The organism is Acidovorax sp. 59, assembly GCF_002754175.1.
Classification (GTDB): Bacteria; Pseudomonadota; Gammaproteobacteria; order Burkholderiales; family Burkholderiaceae_C; genus Acidovorax; species Acidovorax delafieldii.
This window is the reverse complement of record NZ_PEET01000001.1, coordinates 96,379-113,849: the sequence shown is the minus strand read 5'-3', so window position 1 is coordinate 113,849 and position 17,471 is coordinate 96,379. Positions and strand designations below refer to the sequence as shown.

Annotated in this window: 17 protein-coding genes; 9 read left to right on the top strand and 8 right to left on the bottom strand. The window is 67.8% G+C overall.

Annotation, left to right across the window (positions count from 1 at the left end; genetic code table 11):
• Window positions 1–77: 77 nt before the first annotated feature.
• The 4 genes from CLU87_RS00590 (at window position 78) to CLU87_RS00575 (ending at window position 5,000) form a co-directional block, all read left to right on the top strand.
• Window positions 78–2,330, top strand: coding sequence for a protein-disulfide reductase DsbD (locus tag CLU87_RS00590; protein ID WP_199170769.1), 2,253 nt, complete (start codon window positions 78–80; stop codon window positions 2,328–2,330).
• 60 nt (window positions 2,331–2,390) lie between these two features.
• Entirely contained in the window at window positions 2,391–3,005 is a 615-nt protein-coding gene (locus tag CLU87_RS00585) for a thioredoxin family protein (protein ID WP_099729156.1), read from the top strand.
• Window positions 3,006–3,057: 52 nt separating this feature from the next.
• Window positions 3,058–3,573 carry a CoA-binding protein gene (locus CLU87_RS00580; protein WP_056065594.1) on the top strand — a complete coding sequence of 172 codons (516 nt, stop codon included), beginning with the start codon at window positions 3,058–3,060 and terminating at the stop codon, window positions 3,571–3,573.
• Between the two features lie 104 nt (window positions 3,574–3,677).
• Window positions 3,678–5,000: an O-acetylhomoserine aminocarboxypropyltransferase/cysteine synthase family protein gene (locus CLU87_RS00575; RefSeq protein ID WP_099729155.1), complete on the top strand. Its 1,323-nt coding sequence runs from the start codon at window positions 3,678–3,680 to the stop codon at window positions 4,998–5,000.
• A gap of 12 nt (window positions 5,001–5,012) precedes the next feature.
• On the opposite strand, the gene CLU87_RS00570 is transcribed toward CLU87_RS00575, so the two are convergent.
• Complete coding sequence (locus CLU87_RS00570) at window positions 5,013–5,822, bottom strand: IclR family transcriptional regulator (RefSeq protein ID WP_099729154.1); 810 nt, start codon at window positions 5,820–5,822, stop codon at window positions 5,013–5,015.
• A 142-nt stretch (window positions 5,823–5,964) separates the two neighbouring features.
• Here CLU87_RS00570 and CLU87_RS00565 point away from each other — a divergent pair, with 142 nt between their 5' ends.
• From CLU87_RS00565 to CLU87_RS00550, 4 genes are all read left to right on the top strand, one after another.
• On the top strand, window positions 5,965–6,924 hold the full coding sequence (locus CLU87_RS00565) for an MBL fold metallo-hydrolase (protein ID WP_099729153.1): 960 nt from the start codon (window positions 5,965–5,967) through the stop codon (window positions 6,922–6,924).
• A 28-nt stretch (window positions 6,925–6,952) separates the two neighbouring features.
• Window positions 6,953–8,605 (top strand): FAD-dependent oxidoreductase, encoded by a 1,653-nt coding sequence (locus CLU87_RS00560; protein ID WP_099729152.1) that lies wholly within the window; start codon window positions 6,953–6,955, stop codon window positions 8,603–8,605.
• A 26-nt stretch (window positions 8,606–8,631) separates the two neighbouring features.
• On the top strand, window positions 8,632–8,889 hold the full coding sequence (locus tag CLU87_RS00555; protein WP_099729151.1) for a DUF2783 domain-containing protein: 258 nt from the start codon (window positions 8,632–8,634) through the stop codon (window positions 8,887–8,889).
• Window positions 8,890–8,981: 92 nt separating this feature from the next.
• Entirely contained in the window at window positions 8,982–9,950 is a 969-nt protein-coding gene (locus CLU87_RS00550; RefSeq protein WP_099731966.1) for a tripartite tricarboxylate transporter substrate binding protein, read from the top strand.
• A 169-nt stretch (window positions 9,951–10,119) separates the two neighbouring features.
• Here CLU87_RS00550 and CLU87_RS00545 read toward each other — a convergent pair whose 3' ends face one another.
• Genes CLU87_RS00545 through CLU87_RS00540 form a run of 3 tightly spaced genes read right to left on the bottom strand, consistent with a single transcriptional unit; the run spans window position 10,120 to window position 11,849 of the window.
• On the bottom strand, window positions 10,120–10,683 hold the full coding sequence (locus CLU87_RS00545; RefSeq protein WP_099729150.1) for a DUF2062 domain-containing protein: 564 nt from the start codon (window positions 10,681–10,683) through the stop codon (window positions 10,120–10,122).
• Entirely contained in the window at window positions 10,680–10,838 is a 159-nt protein-coding gene (locus CLU87_RS23290; protein WP_167514376.1) for a hypothetical protein, read from the bottom strand. The genes CLU87_RS00545 and CLU87_RS23290 overlap by 4 nt, the downstream gene beginning before the upstream one ends.
• Window positions 10,839–10,865: 27 nt before the next feature.
• On the bottom strand, window positions 10,866–11,849 hold the full coding sequence (locus tag CLU87_RS00540; protein WP_099729149.1) for a TerC family protein: 984 nt from the start codon (window positions 11,847–11,849) through the stop codon (window positions 10,866–10,868).
• 160 nt (window positions 11,850–12,009) lie between these two features.
• Here CLU87_RS00540 and CLU87_RS00535 point away from each other — a divergent pair, with 160 nt between their 5' ends.
• Window positions 12,010–12,912 (top strand): LysR family transcriptional regulator, encoded by a 903-nt coding sequence (locus tag CLU87_RS00535; protein ID WP_056065575.1) that lies wholly within the window; start codon window positions 12,010–12,012, stop codon window positions 12,910–12,912.
• 78 nt (window positions 12,913–12,990) lie between these two features.
• Here the strand turns inward: CLU87_RS00535 and CLU87_RS00530 are convergent, their stop codons facing one another.
• From CLU87_RS00530 to CLU87_RS00515, 4 genes are all read right to left on the bottom strand, one after another.
• Window positions 12,991–13,719: an alpha/beta fold hydrolase gene (locus CLU87_RS00530; RefSeq protein ID WP_099729148.1), complete on the bottom strand. Its 729-nt coding sequence runs from the start codon at window positions 13,717–13,719 to the stop codon at window positions 12,991–12,993.
• 182 nt (window positions 13,720–13,901) lie between these two features.
• Window positions 13,902–14,837: a helix-turn-helix domain-containing protein gene (locus CLU87_RS00525; RefSeq protein WP_099729147.1), complete on the bottom strand. Its 936-nt coding sequence runs from the start codon at window positions 14,835–14,837 to the stop codon at window positions 13,902–13,904.
• A gap of 84 nt (window positions 14,838–14,921) precedes the next feature.
• Window positions 14,922–16,256 carry a sulfatase gene (locus tag CLU87_RS00520; RefSeq protein ID WP_099729146.1) on the bottom strand — a complete coding sequence of 445 codons (1,335 nt, stop codon included), beginning with the start codon at window positions 16,254–16,256 and terminating at the stop codon, window positions 14,922–14,924.
• Between the two features lie 145 nt (window positions 16,257–16,401).
• Window positions 16,402–17,358 (bottom strand): Bug family tripartite tricarboxylate transporter substrate binding protein, encoded by a 957-nt coding sequence (locus CLU87_RS00515; RefSeq protein WP_099729145.1) that lies wholly within the window; start codon window positions 17,356–17,358, stop codon window positions 16,402–16,404.
• Between the last annotated feature and the right edge of the window lie 113 nt (window positions 17,359–17,471).

The window sequence follows — 17,471 nt, the reverse complement described above, 5'->3', positions numbered from 1 at the left end:
AGCACAATGGTGGATCGAGAATCGAAACGGCGGCAGCGCCGGAACCAATTCCGCCCCGCCCGCTCCCACACTGCACCATGCCTTCACGCCTGTTCCACCGCCTTGCAGCCACTCTCTTTTTTATAGCTGCCAGCGCTTTATGGACTAGCGCTAGCGCCCAATTGGGCACCAAAACCAGCGGACAGGGCACCAGCGTGGTCACCACGCCCTATGTGCGGGCCGAGCTGCTGGCCCATGCACCCCAGGGCGTGGCGCCCGGCCAGCCGCTGTGGCTGGGCCTCTCGATCACCCACCAGCCCGAATGGCACACCTACTGGAAGAACCCTGGCGACTCCGGCCTGCCCACCGACCTGGCCTGGACGCTGCCCGCCGGCCTGGATGCGGGCGAGATTGCCTGGCCCCTGCCCAAGAAGATCCCCATCGGCACGCTGGCCAACTATGGCTATGAAGGCACGGTGCTGCTGCCCGTGCCCGTCACCGTGGCCAGCACCTATGCCCCCGGCCCGCTGGCCAAGGATGCCACCATCAAGCTGCGTGCCTCGTGGCTGGTGTGCCGCAAGGAGTGCATTCCCGAAGAAGGCGAATTCACGCTGCAGCTGCCCATCCAGAGCACCACGGCACTGAGCAGTGCTGCCTTTGAGGCGGCCGCCAAGGCCCATCCCCGCGCCGTGGTGGCAGGCACCAGCGGCATCGTGCCCGACAGCCAGGCGCAGATTGCGGACGGCAACCTGCTGAACGTCAGCGTGCAGGGCCTGCCCGTGGCGCTGCGCGGCAAGACGCTGGACCTGTTCCCCGAAACCGCCGAGGTCATCGACAACGCGGCGAGCTGGAAGCAGAGCTGGAACGGCAGCGTCTGGACCGCGCAAATTCCCCTATCGGCCCAGCGCAGCGCCAGCCCCAGCCTGATGCCCGTGGTGCTGGCCGAGCAGGCGGCCCCGGGCCACGGCACCGGCCCCGACACCCGCACCGGCTACCGCGCCGAACTGAAGGTGCTGGGCACCTGGCCGCAGGGCGCATCGGTGGCCAGCGTGTCGCCCGCGCTGGAGGCCGCGCTCAAAGCCAATGCGGCGCAGGCTGGCGGCTCGGCAACGCCTGCCGCAGCCTCCGGCGCATCGTCCCTAACCCTCACGGCCGCGCTGCTCGGCGCCTTGCTCGGGGGCCTCATCCTCAACCTCATGCCCTGCGTGTTCCCGGTGCTGGCGATCAAGGTGGTGGGCTTCACACAGCATGCGCAAGACCGGCGCGCGCACCGCATCAGCGGCATCGCCTACACAGCGGGCGTGGTGCTGTCGTTCATCGCCCTGGGCGCGCTCATGCTGGGCCTGCGCGCGGCGGGTGAGGCGGTGGGTTGGGGCTTTCAGCTGCAGTCGCCCGCCGTGGTGGCATCGCTGGCGGCGCTGTTCACGCTGATCGCGCTGAACCTGGCGGGCGTGTTCGAGTTCGGGCATTTCCTGCCGTCCTCGGTGGCCAGCCTGCAGGCGCGCCACCCGGTGGCCGACAGTTTTCTCACTGGCGTGCTGGCCGTGGCCGTGGCCTCGCCGTGCACTGCGCCGTTCATGGGCGCGTCCCTGGGCCTGACCGCCACGCTGCCCGCACCGCAGGCGCTGGCCGTGTTCGCAGCGCTGGGCCTGGGGCTGGCGCTGCCGTACCTGGCGGCCAGCTTTGTGCCCGCCGTGGCGCGCGCCCTGCCCCGCCCCGGCGCGTGGATGGACACCTTCCGCAAGCTCATGGCCTTCCCCATGCTGGCCACCGTGGTCTGGCTGGTGTGGGTGCTGGGCCAGCAAAGCGGCATCGACGGCGCGGGGGCGCTGCTGATCCTGCTGGTGGGCCTGTCGCTGGTGGTGTGGGCCCTGTCGCTGGCCGGGCGGGCGCGGGTGTGGATGGCCACGGTGTCCATCGCGGCCATGGCCTTGCTGGTCTGGGCCTTTGCGCCGCACGTCGCCAACATGCCTGCCACGCAGGCGGCCACGTCGTCCCCGCAAGTCTCCACCACCGGCTGGCAGCCCTGGGCACCCGGCGCGGCCGAGCAGATCGTGGCCGGTGGCCGCCCCGTGTTTGTGGACTTCACCGCCGCCTGGTGCGTGACCTGCCAGTACAACAAGAAGACCACGCTGGCGGATGCCAACGTGATCGCCGACCTGCAAACCAAGAACGTGGCCCTGCTGCGCGCCGACTGGACGCGCCGCGACCCTGCCATCACCGCCGCCCTGGCGTCGCTGGGCCGCAGCGGTGTGCCGGTGTACGTGTTCTACCGCCCCGGCAAACCGCCGGTGGTGCTGACCGAGGTGCTCAGCGTGGACGAGGTGCGCGCCACCATCGCCCAGCTGTAGATCGCTGCCAGCCGACCTTTCCGCTTTCGACCACCTGCCAACCCTTCAGGAGACCCCGCCATGAAGCTGCTTCGCCGTACGTTGATTGCCACCGCCGCCCTGGTTGCCCTGGGCGCACAGGCCGCCGCCACCGTGGGCCAGCCCGCGCCCGACTTCATGCTCAAGGACACCAACGGCAAGACCGTGCGCCTGTCGGACTTCAAGGGCAAACACGTGGTGCTGGAGTGGACCAACCCCGGCTGCCCCTTTGTGCGCAAGCACTACGACAGCGGCAACATGCCCGCCACACAGAAGGACGCCACCCGCCAAGGCGTGGTGTGGCTGTCCATCAACTCCACCGAAAAGGCCAGCAGCGACTACCTGGAGCCCGCCAGGCTGATGGCCTGGAAGCAGGAGCGCAAGGCCGCCCCCACCGCCGTGCTGATGGACGAGGAAGGCACCGTGGGCAAGAGCTACGGCGCCCGCACCACGCCGCACCTGTACATCGTCAACCCACAGGGCCAGCTGATCTACGCGGGCGGCATCGACAGCATCCCCTCGGCCCGCCCGGCCGACATCGAAAAGGCCACCAACTACGTGAAGGTGGGGCTGGGCGAAGCGCTGGCGGGCAAGCCGATCTCGGCGGCGACGACGGCGCCGTATGGGTGCAGCATCAAGTACAAGTCGCCGGCCTGACCGGCTGCGGTGACGCTGGTCCACGGTCCCGGGGCATGCGTACACTGTTTGCATGCTCCACACCCCCGACACCATCAGCACCCTGCGCCACCTGCTCACCGCCTGCCGCACCATTGCGGTGGTGGGTCTTTCGCCGCAGTGGCACCGCCCCAGCTACTTTGCCGCCAAGTACATGCAGGCGCATGGCTACCGCATCGTGCCGGTCAACCCGCTGGTGGCGCGTGAGGGCGGGCAGATTTTGGGCGAGACGGCGTACGCCAGCGTGACCGAGGCGGCCGCAGCGCTGGCAGCGCAAGGCCAGAAGATCGACATGGTGGACTGCTTTCGCAAGAGCGAGGACATCCCGCCACTGGCCGACGAAGCCGTCGCCATCGGCGCACAGTGCCTGTGGCTGCAGCTGGGCGTGTTCAACGAGGCCGCCGGCCTGCGCGCCGAGGCGGCGGGCCTGCAAGTCATTCAAAACCGCTGCGTGAAGATCGAACACGCGCGTCTGTTTGGCGGCCTGGGCTGGATGGGCGTGAACACGCGCGTGATCAGCGCCAAGCGCTTGCGGCAGCTGCCTTACTAGCAAATTGATAGCTGCCAGCGCATATTGCACTATCGCTTGCGGCCGATTTCTTTCAAATTCCTTCACCCAACCCCCTGCGCAGCACTGCAGGCTGCGCCACCGCCATGACCGAGCCCACATCCAACGGTGCCGACCGCCACTTCGGCTTTGGCACCCGCGCCATCCACGCCGGTGCCCAGCCCGACCCGGTGACCGGCGCGCGCGCCACGCCCATCCACCAGACGACCAGCTTTGTGTTCGACAACGCCGAGCACGCGAGCAGCCTGTTCAACCTGCAGACCTTTGGCAATGTCTACAGCCGCATCAGCAACCCCACGGTGGCGGTGTTGGAGGAGCGCATCGCCAGCCTCGAAAACGGCCGCGCGGCCCTGGCCTGCGCCAGCGGCATGGCCGTGCAGATGGCGGCGCTGCTGGCCATCCTCAAAACCGGCGACCACATCGTGGCAGCCAGCACGCTGTATGGCGGCACCGTGGGGCAGCTGGGCGTGGGCTTTTCGCGTCTGGGTATTGAGACTACATTCGTGGACCCGGCCGACCCCGAGAACTTTGCGCGTGCGGTGCGGCCCAACACCCGTGCGTTCTATGGCGAGACCATCGGCAACCCGCTGGTCAACGTGCTCGACATCGCCGCCGTGGCCGAGGTGGCCCATGCACACGGCGTGCCGCTGGTCATCGACAACACGGTGGCCAGCCCGTACCTGTGCAACCCGCTGCAGCTCGGCGCCGACATCGTGGTGCACAGCGCCACCAAGTACATCGGCGGCCACGGCACGACCATGGGTGGTGTGGTGGTGGAAGGCGGCAAGTTCCCGTGGGACAACGGCAAATTCCCCGAGATGGTGGAGCCCAGCCGCGCTTACCACGGCGTGAAGTTCTACGAGACCTTTGGCGACTTCGGCTACACGATGAAGGCGCGCATGGAGGTCAACCGCACCTTTGGCGGCGTGCTCTCCCCCATGAACGCATGGCAGCTGCTGCAGGGCGCCGAAACCCTGCACCTGCGCATGCGCGAGCACTGCCGCAATGCGCTGGCCGTGGCGAAGTTTCTGCAGAGCCATCCGCAAGTGGCGTGGGTCAACTACCCGGGCCTGGCGGATTCGCCGTACTACGACCTGGCGCGAAAGCAGTTCCGCGCGGTGGATGGCGCGCCGGGCGCCTCGGGCATCCTCACGTTTGGCGTGAAGGGCGGCGCAGCCGCCGGCGAGCAGTTCATCGACGCATGCGAGTTTTTGAGCCACCTCGCCAACATCGGCGACGCCAAGACGCTGGTGATCCACCCTGCATCGACCACGCACCGCCAGCTGAACGAAGAAGAACTGGCGAGCGCGGGCGTGAGCGCGGACATGGTGCGGCTGTCGGTGGGGATTGAAGACCTGGACGACATCCTGTGGGACATCGACCAGGCGCTGGGGCGCGCAGCGGGCTGATCGCCCTGCGGACTACACGGGGCTGACCGGCGCGCCCAACCGCTGCGACAAACTCCGGGCCGCCTCGCGCAGATGCTGCGCCGCCGGGCTGGCGGGCCCGGTCTGCAGCGTGGCGCTGGGACCGATCACGGCGATGCACAGCACCAGCTGCCCGAAGCCATCAAACACCGGCGTGGCCAGCGCGCTGATGCCGGGCAGGAGCTGGTCGGTCACCTCGCTGATCTGGTGCTGGCGCACCGCCTCCAGTTCGGTCGCAAAGGCGGGCTCGTCCAGTGCTCCCGCAAACCCTTCGGCCGCTAGCGCAGCCGCAGCGCGCTCGCGCGGGCCGAAGGCCGCAAACACCTTGCCCGTGGCCGTGTGCCGCACCGAGGCCGTGGTGCCGTGGCGCATGGCCACATACACGGCGGTGGGGCCCTCTTCCACACGAATGATGGTGGGGCCGTTGTCGCCCCAGACCGAGGCCGACACGGTGTAGCCGATGCGCTGGGCCAGCGCGGGCAGCTCGGCAATGGCCAGGCGCACCGGGTCCACCTGCTGCAGGCTGATCAGGCCCAGCTGCATGGCCAAGGGGCCCAGGCCGTAGTGGCCGCTCACGGCGTCCTGCTCGATCAGGCCCAGCTTGCCAAAGCTCACCAGGTAGGGGTGCGCCTTGGCGGCCGTCATGTCCGCCGCGCGGGCCAGGTCCTTGAGCGCCATGCGCCGGCCGGTGCGCGCCAGCACCTTCAGCAGCTGGCCGCCCACCTCCACGCTCTGGATGCCGCGCGGGCTGCGGGGCGTGTCTTCGTCGTCGGCGGGGGGCAGGTCGGGGGTCGTGGTGGGCATGGGGCGATTGTCCACGCAGCGCAGCATCCAGCCGCACCTCGGGTTTACACCTAAACAAATGCGTTAGACATGAACGAATTTCTTGCCTAACATCAACGCATTCCGTTTAGATAAACGCATTCACCATTAACAAATCACCACCATGAGCACTGTCAAAACCTTTGCCTCCGCCGCCGACCTCGAAGTGAAGAAGGTGAGCTTCGACAAGCTCTCCGACCACGCCTATGCCTACACGGCCGAGGGGGACCCCAACACCGGCATCATCATTGGTGACGACGCGGTGATAGTCATCGACACCCAGGCCACGCCCGTGATGGCGCAGGACGTGATCCGCCGCATCCGCGAGGTGACGGACAAGCCCATCAAGTACGTGCTGCTCTCCCACTACCATGCCGTGCGCGTGCTGGGGGCCAGCGCGTACGGCGCCGAGCACATCATTGCCAGCGAGGACACGCGCGACCTGATCGTGGAGCGCGGCCAGTTCGACAAGGACAGCGAGATTGGCCGCTTTCCGCGCCTGTTCCAGAACGTGGAGAGCGTGCCGGACGGCCTGACCTGGCCGACCATGACCTTCAACAGGAAGATGACCCTGTGGCTGGGCAAGCTGGAGGTGCAGATCCTGCAACTGGGCCGGGGCCACACCAAGGGCGACACGGTGGCCTGGCTGCCGCAGGAAAAGATCCTGTTCAGCGGCGACCTGGTGGAGTTCGACGCCACGCCGTATGCGGGCGACGCGTATTTCCAGGACTGGCCGCAAACGCTGGACAACATTGCGGCGCTGAAGCCCGAGAAGCTGGTGCCCGGCCGTGGCGCCGCGCTGCAGACTTCCGAGCAGGTGCAGGCGGGCCTGGCCGGCACACGCGCCTTCATCAGCGATCTGTACGGTAGCGTGAAGGCCAGTGCCGCCAAGGGCGAAGACCTGCGCAAGGTGTACGAGGCCACGTTTGCCAAGCTGCAGCCCAAGTACGGCCACTGGGTGATCTTCAACCACTGCATGCCGTTTGACGTGACCCGTGCGTACGACGAGGCCACGCAATACCCCGACCCACGCATCTGGACCGCTGAACGCGACGTTGCCATGTGGAAAGCACTGGAAGGTTGAGCCACCGACGGTGGAGGAGACAGACAACATGAACCCCAGAGACATTCCCGCCGAAGCCTTCCGCGCGAGCGGAGCCGAGGTGCAGGCCATCGACTTCGGCTATGTGCGCTCGCCCGACCAAGACCGCGCCACGCCCGCACAGCACCCCATCGTGGTCATCGGCGCGGGCCCCGTAGGCCTGTCGCTCGCCATCGACCTGGCCCAGCGCGGGCAGCGCGTGGTGGTGCTGGACAACGACCACAAGCTCTCCATCGGCTCGCGCGCCATCTGCTTTGCCAAGCGCACGCTGGAGATCTGGGACCGCCTGGGCGTGGGCCAGCGCATGGTGGACAAGGGCGTGTCGTGGAACCTGGGCAAGGTGTTCCTCAAAGACGAGCAGCTGTATGAATTCAATCTGCTGCCAGAAGAAGGCCACGAGCGCCCCGCCTTCATCAACCTGCAGCAGTACTACGCCGAGGCCTACCTGGTGGAGCGCGCGCTGCAGTTGCCGGGCATCGACATCCGCTGGCACAACAAGGTCACTGCGGTGCAAAGCCGCGCGGACGGCGCGCTGCTTTGCATCGACACGCCCGAGGGCGCCTACCAGATGGATGCGCAATGGCTGGTGGCTTGCGATGGCGCACGCTCGCCCACGCGGCAGATGCTGGGACTGGAGAGCAAGGGGCGCATTTTTCAGGACCGCTTCCTGATCGCAGACGTGAAGCTGGCGGATGAGGCGAACTTCCCCACCGAGCGCTGGTTCTGGTTCGACCCACCCTTTCATCCCAACCAGAGCGTGCTGCTGCACCGCCAGCCCGACAACGTCTGGCGCATCGACTTCCAGCTCGGTTGGGACGCCGACCCCGAAGAAGAAAAGAAGCCCGAGAACATCATCCCGCGCGTGAAGGCGCTGCTGGGTGCGGATGCACAGTTTGAGCTGGACTGGGCCAGCGTCTACACCTTTGCCTGCCTGCGCATGGACCAGTTCGTGCACGGCCGCGTCGTCTTCGCGGGCGACAGCGCCCACGGCGTTTCGCCCTTTGGCGCACGGGGCGCCAACAGCGGCGTGCAGGACGCGGAGAACCTGGCCTGGAAGCTCGATTGGGTGCTCCAGGGCCGCGCCAGCCCCGCGCTGGTGAGCACCTATGGCCCCGAGCGTGAATACGCGGCGGACGAGAACCTGTGCAACTCCACCCGCGCCACCGACTTCATCACGCCCAAGAGCGAAGTGAGCCGCCTGTTCCGCGACGCGGCACTGCACCTGGCGCGCGAACATGCGTTTGCAAGGCGCATCGTCAACAGCGGCCGCCTGTCGGTGCCCGCCACGCTGCACCAGTCGCCGTTGAACACGCCGGATACCGATCACTTCGCAGGCACCCAGGTGCCCGGTGCCGTGCTGCTGGACGCGCCGTTGACGAAGCAGGGCCAGCCCACCTGGCTGCTGCGCGAGCTGGGGCCGGACTTCACGCTGCTGGTGTTTGGCCCGGCTCCGGCATGGGCCCATGACCTGCCCGGTGTGAAAGTGCTGCAGATCGGCATCGACGTGATCGACCACCAGGCGCTGGCCGCCCAGCGGCTGGATGCGCTGCCGCGCACCGTGTACCTGGTGCGGCCCGACCAGCACGTGTGCGCGCGCTGGCGCACGCCCACCGAAGCAGCGGTGCGCAGCGCCCTGGCGCGTGCCACAGCCGCAGCCGCCTGACCAGGAAGACGACAAGGAACATGCCCATGCTGAACACCCAACCGAACCTGCAGGCCTGCGACGACTTCTATGAAGCGCTGATTGCCGCGCACCAGGGCCTGTCCACGCCCGAGAGCCACGCCATGAACGCACGCCTGGTGCTGCTGCTGGCCAACCACATCGGCGACCAGGCCACGCTGCAGCACGCGCTGCAACTGGCACGCGGCAGCGCCGTGCCCACGGCCGACCGGCGCACCACCCCGGCCATCACGCCCGTGGTGCCCACCCACTCGGTGGCGGCCTAGCCCGCACCTTTTCACCTGGCACTTCAGCACCGCGCAGACGGTGCGGGGTCCGACCCGCCTTGAACTTTGACCACCACGGAGACAACACCACCATGCAGCGCAAACATTTCCTCGCCACCCTCGCGGGCCTGGCCCTCGCCACCACCCTGCCCCTGGCCCACGCCCAGGATTCCAAGCCACTCGAATGGGTGGTGGGCTACGCGGCGGGCGGCGGCTCGGACATCGTGGCGCGCACCATTGCCGAATCCATGTCTGCCACGCTGGGCCGCCCCATCATCATCAACAACAAGCCCGGCGCAGGCACCAACATCGCCGCAGAGTACGCAGCGCGCAACAAGGACTACGGCAACCTGATGTTCTCGGCCGACTTCGCCACACTGGCGGCCAACCCGTTCCTGTTCAGCAAGCTCGCCTACAACGCCGAAAAGGACTTCCAGCCCGTGGGCCTGCTGGTGCGCTTTCCGATGTTCCTGGTGGTGTCCAACAGCGTGCCGGCCAAGAACCTCAAGGAGTTCATGGCCTGGGCCAAGGGCCAGGCCGATGGCGTGAACTGGGCGTCGGCCGGGCCGGGCAGCCCGCACCACCTGGTGGGCGAGCTGTTCCGCGAGCAGAGCGGTCTCAAGCTCACGCATGTGCCCTATCGCGGCGCAGCCCCGGCCATCCAGGACGTGATGGGCGGTCAGGTGCCCGCGATGTGGATCGACAGCGCCACGGTGTACCCGTTCCTCGCGGGCAACAAGGTGCGCGCCATTGGTGTGGCCAGCCCGCAGCGGGTGACCACCATGCCCGATGTGCCCACGATTTCCGAGCAGGGCCTGCAGGGGTTTGAAGGTTTTGCGTGGCAAGGCCTGGTGGTGCCCACCGGCGCGCCGGCCGATGTGGTGGCGAACTTCAGCAAGGCACTGCAGACCGCCCTGGCCGACACGCGCACCAAGGCGCGCCTGCAGGCCCTGGGTGTGGAGCCCATGCCCGGCACCGCCGCCCAGATGGGCAGCTTTGCGCGCACCGAGCGGGAGAAGTGGGGCCGCGTCATCACCAAGGTGGGCGTCAAGCTGGATTGAGCCCCCTGAGCGGCTGCGCCGCTTCCCCCTCAGGGGGACTCCACCCGTGGCCTGGCGAAGCCAGTTCCACGGTGGCACTGGCGATGGCCGCGCGCCAGTTTCGCAGCCTGTGGACTTTAGGCTCTGCCGAGCCTCGCGCTTCGGAAAGTGGGCAGCGCCGATTCGCGCGTTACACAGCGGCTGATCGGCAGCGTGCCAGCCGGCGCTTGCGGTGCAGCGCGGGGGCCAGCCACAGCAGCTGCACGGTGGCGTAGCCCAGTGCTGCGAGCAGCAGCCCCAGGGTGGGCAGGCCAATCAGCAGTGGCGTGCCAAGCGCCTGCATCCAGGTGCCCAGGGCCTGCACCGTGAACTCCCCCCCAGGCGCCACGCTGCTCCAGGCGGGCAGCGTCTGCGCGCCGGGCATCACCAGCGCCCCGAGGTAGAAGGCCATGACATACAGCGGCACCGTGGTGAGCGGGTTGGTATAGAAGGTGGCCACGCCCCCAGCCACCACGTTGCCGCGCAGCCAGGCGCACACCAGCAGCGTGCCAGGGATCTGCAACGGCCCGGGGATCAGGCCGCAGAACATGCCCGCCGCCACCCCGCGCGCCAGCGGCTGGCGCTGAAAGCGGAACAGCGCGCGCTGCTCCAGCCAGGGCTGGAACTGCGCGAGCCAGCTGCGGTCCAGCAGCTGCCGGGCCCGGGGCTCCAGGGCCCGCAGCCAGCGGCGCAGGCGACACAGCGGCTGCATCATGCGACGAACGCTACCGCGGTGCCTGCGCCCCACAAGGTGGTGAGGCCCACCAGCAGGCGCACATCGCGCGGCTCGTTCTCCGCGCGGTAGGCCATCGCGGTGGCCCCCACCAGGCCCAACAACATGCACAGCATCACCGATTCGATCAGATCCATGGCTCAAGTCTCCCGGTTCGGCAGCGATCAGGCCTTGGGGGGCAGTGCGGGTGGGGCGCCCTTGGCCGCCTCGCCCGAATTGCGCAGCGACAGGAAGATCGATCCGGCGATCAGCGTGGCCGTGACCAGCAACGCATAGCCGATCGGAATCTTCACAAAGTCGATGAGCAACATCTTGCCGCCGATGAAGACCAGGACCAGCGCCAGACCGTAGGCCAGCAGGTGGAAACGGTCGGCCAGGTCTGCCAGCAGGAAGTACAGCGCACGCAGACCCAGGATGGCAAAGATGTTGGCCGTGAGCACGATGAACGGGTCGCTCGTGATCGCGAAGATGGCCGGGATGCTGTCCACCGCAAAGATGATGTCGGTCGTGCCGATCAGGATCAGCACCACGAACAAGGGCGTGTAGTGCTTGACGCCGTTGATCATGGTGGAGAGCTTTTCACCGTCGAACTGGTCGGTGATGCGGATGCGCTTCTTCAGGAACTTGAGCACCGGGTTGGTGGCGATGTCAGGCTCCTGCCCGGCGGCAAACCACATCTTCACGCCCGTGACGACCAGGAACGCACCGAACACATAGAGCAGCCAGTGGAAGGTGGCCAGCAGCCAGGCGCCTGCCAGGATGAGCAGCGTGCGCAGCACGATGGCGCCGATGATGCCGATGATGAGCGCGCGCTTTTGGTACTGCGGCGGCACGGCAAAGTAGCTGAACAGCATCAGGAAGACGAAGATGTTGTCCACCGACAGGCTCTTCTCCACCAGATAGCCGGTGATGAACTGCATGGACACCGTGTTGGCGATCTCGCGCCCCTGGCTGCTGTCCAGGTACCACCACAGGATGGCCACAAACACAAAGGCCAGCGAGAACCACAACAGGCTCCAGCGCGCGGCCTCGCCCATGGTGACCTTGTGCGCGCCCTGGCGCTCCATGACCAGCAGGTCCACGCCTATGGCGATGACCACGAAGACGGCAAATCCCGCCCACATCCACCACGTTCCGATTGTTTCCATCGAGTTTCTCCAAAGATGCCCTCACACGCCCAGCCACGCCGGACGCCCAAGCCCCGGACTGTAGGGGCTGGGGTACTTCTTTAAAACCTGTGATCACAGTAGTATTGGTTCGGTTTTTACGAACCAAACACTTTTTTAACGGCCCCACCGCAAAGAGATCATGAGCCAGAGCTTCAACTACCGCCATCTTTTCTACTTCTGGGTGGTGGCCAAGGAGGGCGGCATCGCCCGCGCCGCCGAGCGGCTGGACATGGCCGTGCAGACCATAAGCGCCCAGGTGCGCGAGCTGGAAAAGTCGCTGGGCGTGAGCCTGCTGCGCACCGAGGGCCGCAACCTGGTGCTGACCGATGCGGGCGTGGCCGCGCTGCACGAGGCCGACCACATTTTTGCGCTGGGCGAGCTGCTGCCCGTGCGCGTGCGCGAGGCCGCCAGCGGCCAGACGTTGCGGCTGAACCTGGGCATCTCCGACGGCATTGCCAAGCTGGCCGTGCACCGGCTGCTGACCCCCGTGCTGGACGAACCCCACTTGCGCCTGCTGTGCCACGAGGGCGAGTTCCAGCCCCTCTTGGGCGAGCTGGCGCTGCACAAGCTCGATGCCGTGCTGGCAGACCGTGCCGCGCCCCCCAACCCCGCCCTGCGCACCACCAGCCAGCTGCTGGGCACGAGCGCCATTGCCTGGTATGCGCCCCCGCTGTGGGCCGAGGCGGCGGCCAACAACTTCCCCCACAGCTTGGCCGTGGTGCCCGTGCTGCTGCCCACCGACCACGCCGCGATGCGCGCCCGCATCGACCACTGGCTAGAACGCGAACGCATCCGTCCGCGCATCGCTGGGGAGTTTGAAGACAGCGCGCTGCTGAGCACCTTTGCCGCCACCGGCATGGGCGTGATGCCCGCGCCGGTCTCGCTGGGCGAGCACCTGGCCCAGACCCACGGGCTGGTGCAGGTGGGTACCGCACCCGACGTGCAGGAGCAGTTCCACCTGATCTACAGCGCCCGCAAGGTGATGCACCCGCTGCTCACGCGGCTGCTGGAGGCAGGCCAGGGCGGAATGCTATTGAATTAATAGCTACCAGCACATACCGATCTAGCGCTTGGGGCCCAAAAGACGCAAAAAGATGGCGCAATGCCCTCGCAGGCCCCGTCAGTCGCGCCCTGCCCGCTCGATGTGCTGCGCCGCCGATGCCGGGTCGGAAAAGCACAGTTCGTGGCTGCCCTGGCACTCCACCAGGCGGAACAAACCCAGCCGCTCCGACAGGCGCGGGTGCCACGGCAGGCTGTGGGGCAGCCCGGTGTCCTGCTGCGCGTTGAGGTAGCTCTTGCCCACCTCCAGCGCGGCCATCGGCACGGGCAGCTGCGCCGGTTCGGTGAAGGTGCGATAGGGGTGGGGATTGAGCAGCGCATAGGTGCTTTGCGCCAGGGCCTCGTCGGCATCGTTGATGAAGGCCTCGCGCCAGATGGGGTACGGCAGCATTACGGCATTGCCACTGCTGGCCGCGACCTGGTCGAACAGCGCACGGTAATGCGGCGGCACCAGGTCATTCAGGCATTCGCCAGGCTGCGGCACAAAGGCGTTCCAGTACACCAGACGGCGGATGCGCCCAGGCAGACGCGCGGGCATGTGGCTGATGACCATGCCGCCGTAGCTGTGGCCCACCAGCCGCACGTCGGTCAGGCTCTGGCTGTCGATGAAGGCCGCCAGCGAATCCACCGCATCGGCCAGGCCCGTGGCCGCGCGGTCGTCGCCGGGGCGGTTGCCTGCCAGCGTGGGGCAATGCACGGTGTGGCCGCGCGCGCGCAGGTGGGTGGCGGTGGCTTCCATTTCGGCACCGGTGTGCCAGGCGCCATGGACCAGGACATAGGTATCCGGCATGTGTGTCTCCTTGGGGTTGTGTTGCAGGACTGGGCAATCCGCCCTGCCGCTACCTTAGAAACACCCGGTGGCACGGAATGGCCCGCGCGTGCCAGCCGGCTGTGCTGGATGTGCCAAAAGCTTCACCGCCGTGTAGCGCGGCAGGGCGAAGCAACAACGACACGGATGATTGGGAAACGGAATCAGCCGCCACGCCGCCACTGCGCGGGCGACACGCCCATGGCGCGCTGGAAGGCGCGTGCGAAATGCGAAGGGTCGGCAAAGCCGCAGCGCCGCCCAATCTCGCCCACGGCCACATGGGCCAGCTGGGGGCGGCGCAGCAGCTCGCCTGCACGCGCCAGGCGCAGTTGGCGCAACGTGCCCGCAAAGGTGTGGCCCTGTGCCGCAAACGCCCGGTGCAGGGTGCGCAGCGACACACCCGCCTCCTGCGCCAGCGCCGGGGCCGAGAGGCCCGGCTGGTCAATGCGCGCACGCAGCAGCGCACACAGATGGGCGTGCAGGCTGCGCGCCGCCGTGGGGGCCGGTGAAAGAGGCGGCTCCAGCGCAGCGCACAACAACGCGCCCAGGTGGTCGGACAGCAACGCAGGTAGCAGGGCCTGCGCCGAGGCCGGGTCACGTGCCAGCTGCACGGCCAGCGCGCCCAGGCTCTGGCCCCAGCCCCGGTCGCGCCAGGCCACGCGCGGCCCGGGCGCCTCGGCCTGCTGCAGCGACACGCAGTGCACACCTTCGGGAAAGTGCAGTTCGTAAGGCCGTGCCGAATCCAGCAGCACCACATCGCCCGGGCGCAGATGGGCCACATGGCCATCCTGGCGCACATGCCACGCGGTCTCGGCATGGCCGATCAGGTAGAAGGGCAGCTGGCGGCTGCGCGCAATGCCTGCGGGTGTGCGAAACACATCCTGGGTGGAGGCCCGCACGCGGTTGATGGACAGCGTCTCCACCGGCAGGCTTTGCAGTTCCCCGCCAAACAGCGGCGCCTCGCGGGAGCTGCAATCCATTTCCAGAAACGCCTCGCAGATCGCGCCCACCCAGTAGTCCAGGCGCGCGGGCGGCGCCACCACGTCGGTGCTCCACTGGCGCAGAGCAGCGGGGGACGAAGGCGCAGAAGCGGCGGGCATGGCGCCCAATCTACCGGCAAGCGTGCCGGGCAGGCAACAGGGCAAGCCCGCCCAACCACTCCCCTGACGGCCTGCCCGCCAGGCTCAGCGCTGCGGCATGTCCTTCACCGAGTACCCCAGGCTCACGGTCGCATCGTCAGGAATGGCGGGCATGGACGCATTCCACGCCTCCCACGCGGCGCGCATGGTCTGCAGGCGTTCGGGCTCCACGGGCGCGCGGTTGGCGCGCTCACGTTCATCGTCGGCCAGATTGAACAGGTAGTCGTTGCCATCCACCCGCAGGTACTTCCACACGCCCTGGCGCATGGCGCGCTGGCCCCGGTGGTTCATGCGCCAGAACAGCGAGGGCTCGTCGATCACGTTGGCATCGCGCAGCAGCGGCATCAGCGAGCGGCCGTCCAGCGGGTAGTCCGCATGCGCGGCGGCCCCTGCGGCGTCGAGCATGGTGGCCGACCAGTCCATGGTCATGCAGGTCTGCGCACTCACGCCGCCGGGGCCGATCACCGCAGGCCAGTGGGCAATCCAGGGCACGCGGATGCCGCCCTCGGTCAGGTCCATCTTGCCGCCGACCAGCGGCCAGTTGTCCGAGAAGCGCTCGCCGCCGTTGTCGCTGGTGAACACCACCAGCGTGTCGCGCGCAAGGTCCTTTGCCTCCAGCAGCGCCATGATGCGGCCGATGCCCTCGTCCATGTGGTGGATCATGCGGCGGTAGGTCTCGATGTTGCCGCCGTGCAGATGAAACAGGTTGCCCTTGACCTCCTGCGCCAGCGCCTCGTCATCACGCGTCTCCCACGGCCAGTGGGGCGCGGTGTAGTGCAGGCTCAGGAAGAACGGCGTGCCCGCCTGCGCGCCCGGCGCCATGCGCTGCACGTAGTCGAGCGCGTGGTCCGTGATGAGGTCGGTGAGGTAGCCGTCCTGCTGCTTTTCTTCTTCGCCCAGGTACAGGTCGTGCGTGCCGTTGGAGCTGCAGTGGGTGAAGTAGTCCACCCCGCCCGACATGGGGCCGAAGAACTCCTCGTAGCCCGAGCGCAGCGGCCCGAACGCGGGCGGGTAGCCCAGGTGCCACTTGCCCATCAGCGCCGTGCGGTAGCCTGCTGCGCGCAGCAGCGAGGGCAGCGTGGGGTGCTCGGGCGGCAGGCCCAGGGTGGTGCTGCCCCGGCTCTTGCTGTTGATGGGCTCCTCGGCAGCGCCGCGCAGGCGGTACTGGTAGCGCCCCGTCATCAGCGCAAAGCGCGTGGGCGAGCAGACGGGGGAGTTGGAGTAGCCCTGCGTGAGCTTGAGGCCATTGGCCGCCAGCTGGTCAAGCACCGGCGACACGGGGCCAAACGCCGCGTCGCGCCCACCGTAGCAGCCCAGGTCGGCATAGCCGAGGTCGTCGGCGACGATGAAGATGATGTTCGGGCGGGGTGGTAGGGTCATCTCGAAATCCAGTTTCACTCAACATGGCGCGCAGTCTTCGCGACAGGCGCGGCCGAGGCGGGGGCGGCAAGCAAGGGCCGCCCCGCAGCGAGGCCGCCGTCCCCCTCCGGGGGAAGCGGCGCAGCCGCTCAGGGAGGCTTCCTTGCTATGGTTTGAAGCCCGAGCGCTGCACGACCGGCGCCCATTGCGCGCGGTAGGCCTTGAGCATGGCCTCGGTTTGCGCCATGGTCGCCACCACGGGCTCCATCTTGGCGGTCTCGAACTTGCGCTGCGTGTCCGGGTCTTTCATTACCTCCGCGATCAAGCCGGACAAACGTTCGGCCTGGGCCTTGGGCATGCTCATCGGGGCAAAGAAGGTGTTCCAGCCCGTGGCGGCCAGGTCCATGCCGCTTTCCTTGAAGGTGGGGATCTTTGCATCGAGCGGGCTGCGCTTGGCGCTCGACACGGCCAGGATGCGGATCTTGCCGGCCTCGTGCTGGGGCAGCAGGCTGTCAAACGTGTCGAACGCCACGGGCACCTGGCCGCCCAGCAGGTCGTTGAGCAGCGGCGCGGAGCCCCGGTAGCCCACCACCTCGGCGCGCACCTTGGCGGCGTCGCCCACCATCAGGCCAAAAAAGTGCGGCAGGCTGCCCGTGGCAGGCACGCCGAAGTTGGCCTTGTCGGGGTTGGCGCGCAGCCACGCCATGAGGTGAGGCAGTTCCTTGACCGGCACGGCACTGCCCACAGCCACGCCAAATTCGTAGCTGTTGACATGGCTCACGGGGCGGAAGTCGCGCTCGGGGTCGTAGCCCGCATCGGGGAACACCAGGGGTGCCACCAGCATCACGGCGGGGTTGGCCAGCAGCAGCGTGGGCTGGTTGGCGGGCGCGGCTTTGACAGCCTGGGCCGACAGGCGGCCGCCCGCGCCGGTCTTGTTCTCCACGATCACGGGCGTACCGAGCTTGCTGCCCAGCTTGTCGGCCACGATGCGGGCCACGCGGTCGGTGGCGCCGCCGGGGGCGTAGCCCACCACGATGCGCAGCGGGGTGTCCTGGGCATGCGCCAGGGTGGCGCACAGGGCCAGCACGGCGGTCAGGGCAGAGGTGGCAAGGGGTTTCCACATGATCGGTTTCTCCAGCGTGGGCAGACGGGCCCGGCAGCAGGGCTGCCCGGGTTGATGGGCGCAATGTATTGGGCACACAATCAATTGATCTAATCAATCATCGCCCGGATATA

Bases quoted from the DNA above. Each gene is read 5' to 3' on its own strand.
- CLU87_RS00525 (WP_099729147.1), bottom strand. From the start codon at position 14,837: ATGCCCGCCGCTTCTGCGCCTTCGTCCCCCGCTGCTCTGCGCCAGTGG.
- CLU87_RS23290 (WP_167514376.1), bottom strand. From the start codon at position 10,838: ATGGATCTGATCGAATCGGTGATGCTGTGCATGTTGTTGGGCCTGGTG.
- CLU87_RS00590 (WP_199170769.1), top strand. From the start codon at position 78: ATGCCTTCACGCCTGTTCCACCGCCTTGCAGCCACTCTCTTTTTTATA.
- CLU87_RS00565 (WP_099729153.1), top strand. From the start codon at position 5,965: ATGAGCACTGTCAAAACCTTTGCCTCCGCCGCCGACCTCGAAGTGAAG.
- CLU87_RS00515 (WP_099729145.1), bottom strand. From the start codon at position 17,358: ATGTGGAAACCCCTTGCCACCTCTGCCCTGACCGCCGTGCTGGCCCTG.
- CLU87_RS00575 (WP_099729155.1), top strand. From the start codon at position 3,678: ATGACCGAGCCCACATCCAACGGTGCCGACCGCCACTTCGGCTTTGGC.
- CLU87_RS00585 (WP_099729156.1), top strand. From the start codon at position 2,391: ATGAAGCTGCTTCGCCGTACGTTGATTGCCACCGCCGCCCTGGTTGCC.
- CLU87_RS00550 (WP_099731966.1), top strand. From the start codon at position 8,982: ATGCAGCGCAAACATTTCCTCGCCACCCTCGCGGGCCTGGCCCTCGCC.
- CLU87_RS00570 (WP_099729154.1), bottom strand. From the start codon at position 5,822: ATGCCCACCACGACCCCCGACCTGCCCCCCGCCGACGACGAAGACACG.
- CLU87_RS00580 (WP_056065594.1), top strand. From the start codon at position 3,058: ATGCTCCACACCCCCGACACCATCAGCACCCTGCGCCACCTGCTCACC.
- CLU87_RS00560 (WP_099729152.1), top strand. From the start codon at position 6,953: ATGAACCCCAGAGACATTCCCGCCGAAGCCTTCCGCGCGAGCGGAGCC.
- CLU87_RS00535 (WP_056065575.1), top strand. From the start codon at position 12,010: ATGAGCCAGAGCTTCAACTACCGCCATCTTTTCTACTTCTGGGTGGTG.
- CLU87_RS00545 (WP_099729150.1), bottom strand. From the start codon at position 10,683: ATGATGCAGCCGCTGTGTCGCCTGCGCCGCTGGCTGCGGGCCCTGGAG.
- CLU87_RS00530 (WP_099729148.1), bottom strand. From the start codon at position 13,719: ATGCCGGATACCTATGTCCTGGTCCATGGCGCCTGGCACACCGGTGCC.
- CLU87_RS00540 (WP_099729149.1), bottom strand. From the start codon at position 11,849: ATGGAAACAATCGGAACGTGGTGGATGTGGGCGGGATTTGCCGTCTTC.
- CLU87_RS00520 (WP_099729146.1), bottom strand. From the start codon at position 16,256: ATGACCCTACCACCCCGCCCGAACATCATCTTCATCGTCGCCGACGAC.
- CLU87_RS00555 (WP_099729151.1), top strand. From the start codon at position 8,632: ATGCTGAACACCCAACCGAACCTGCAGGCCTGCGACGACTTCTATGAA.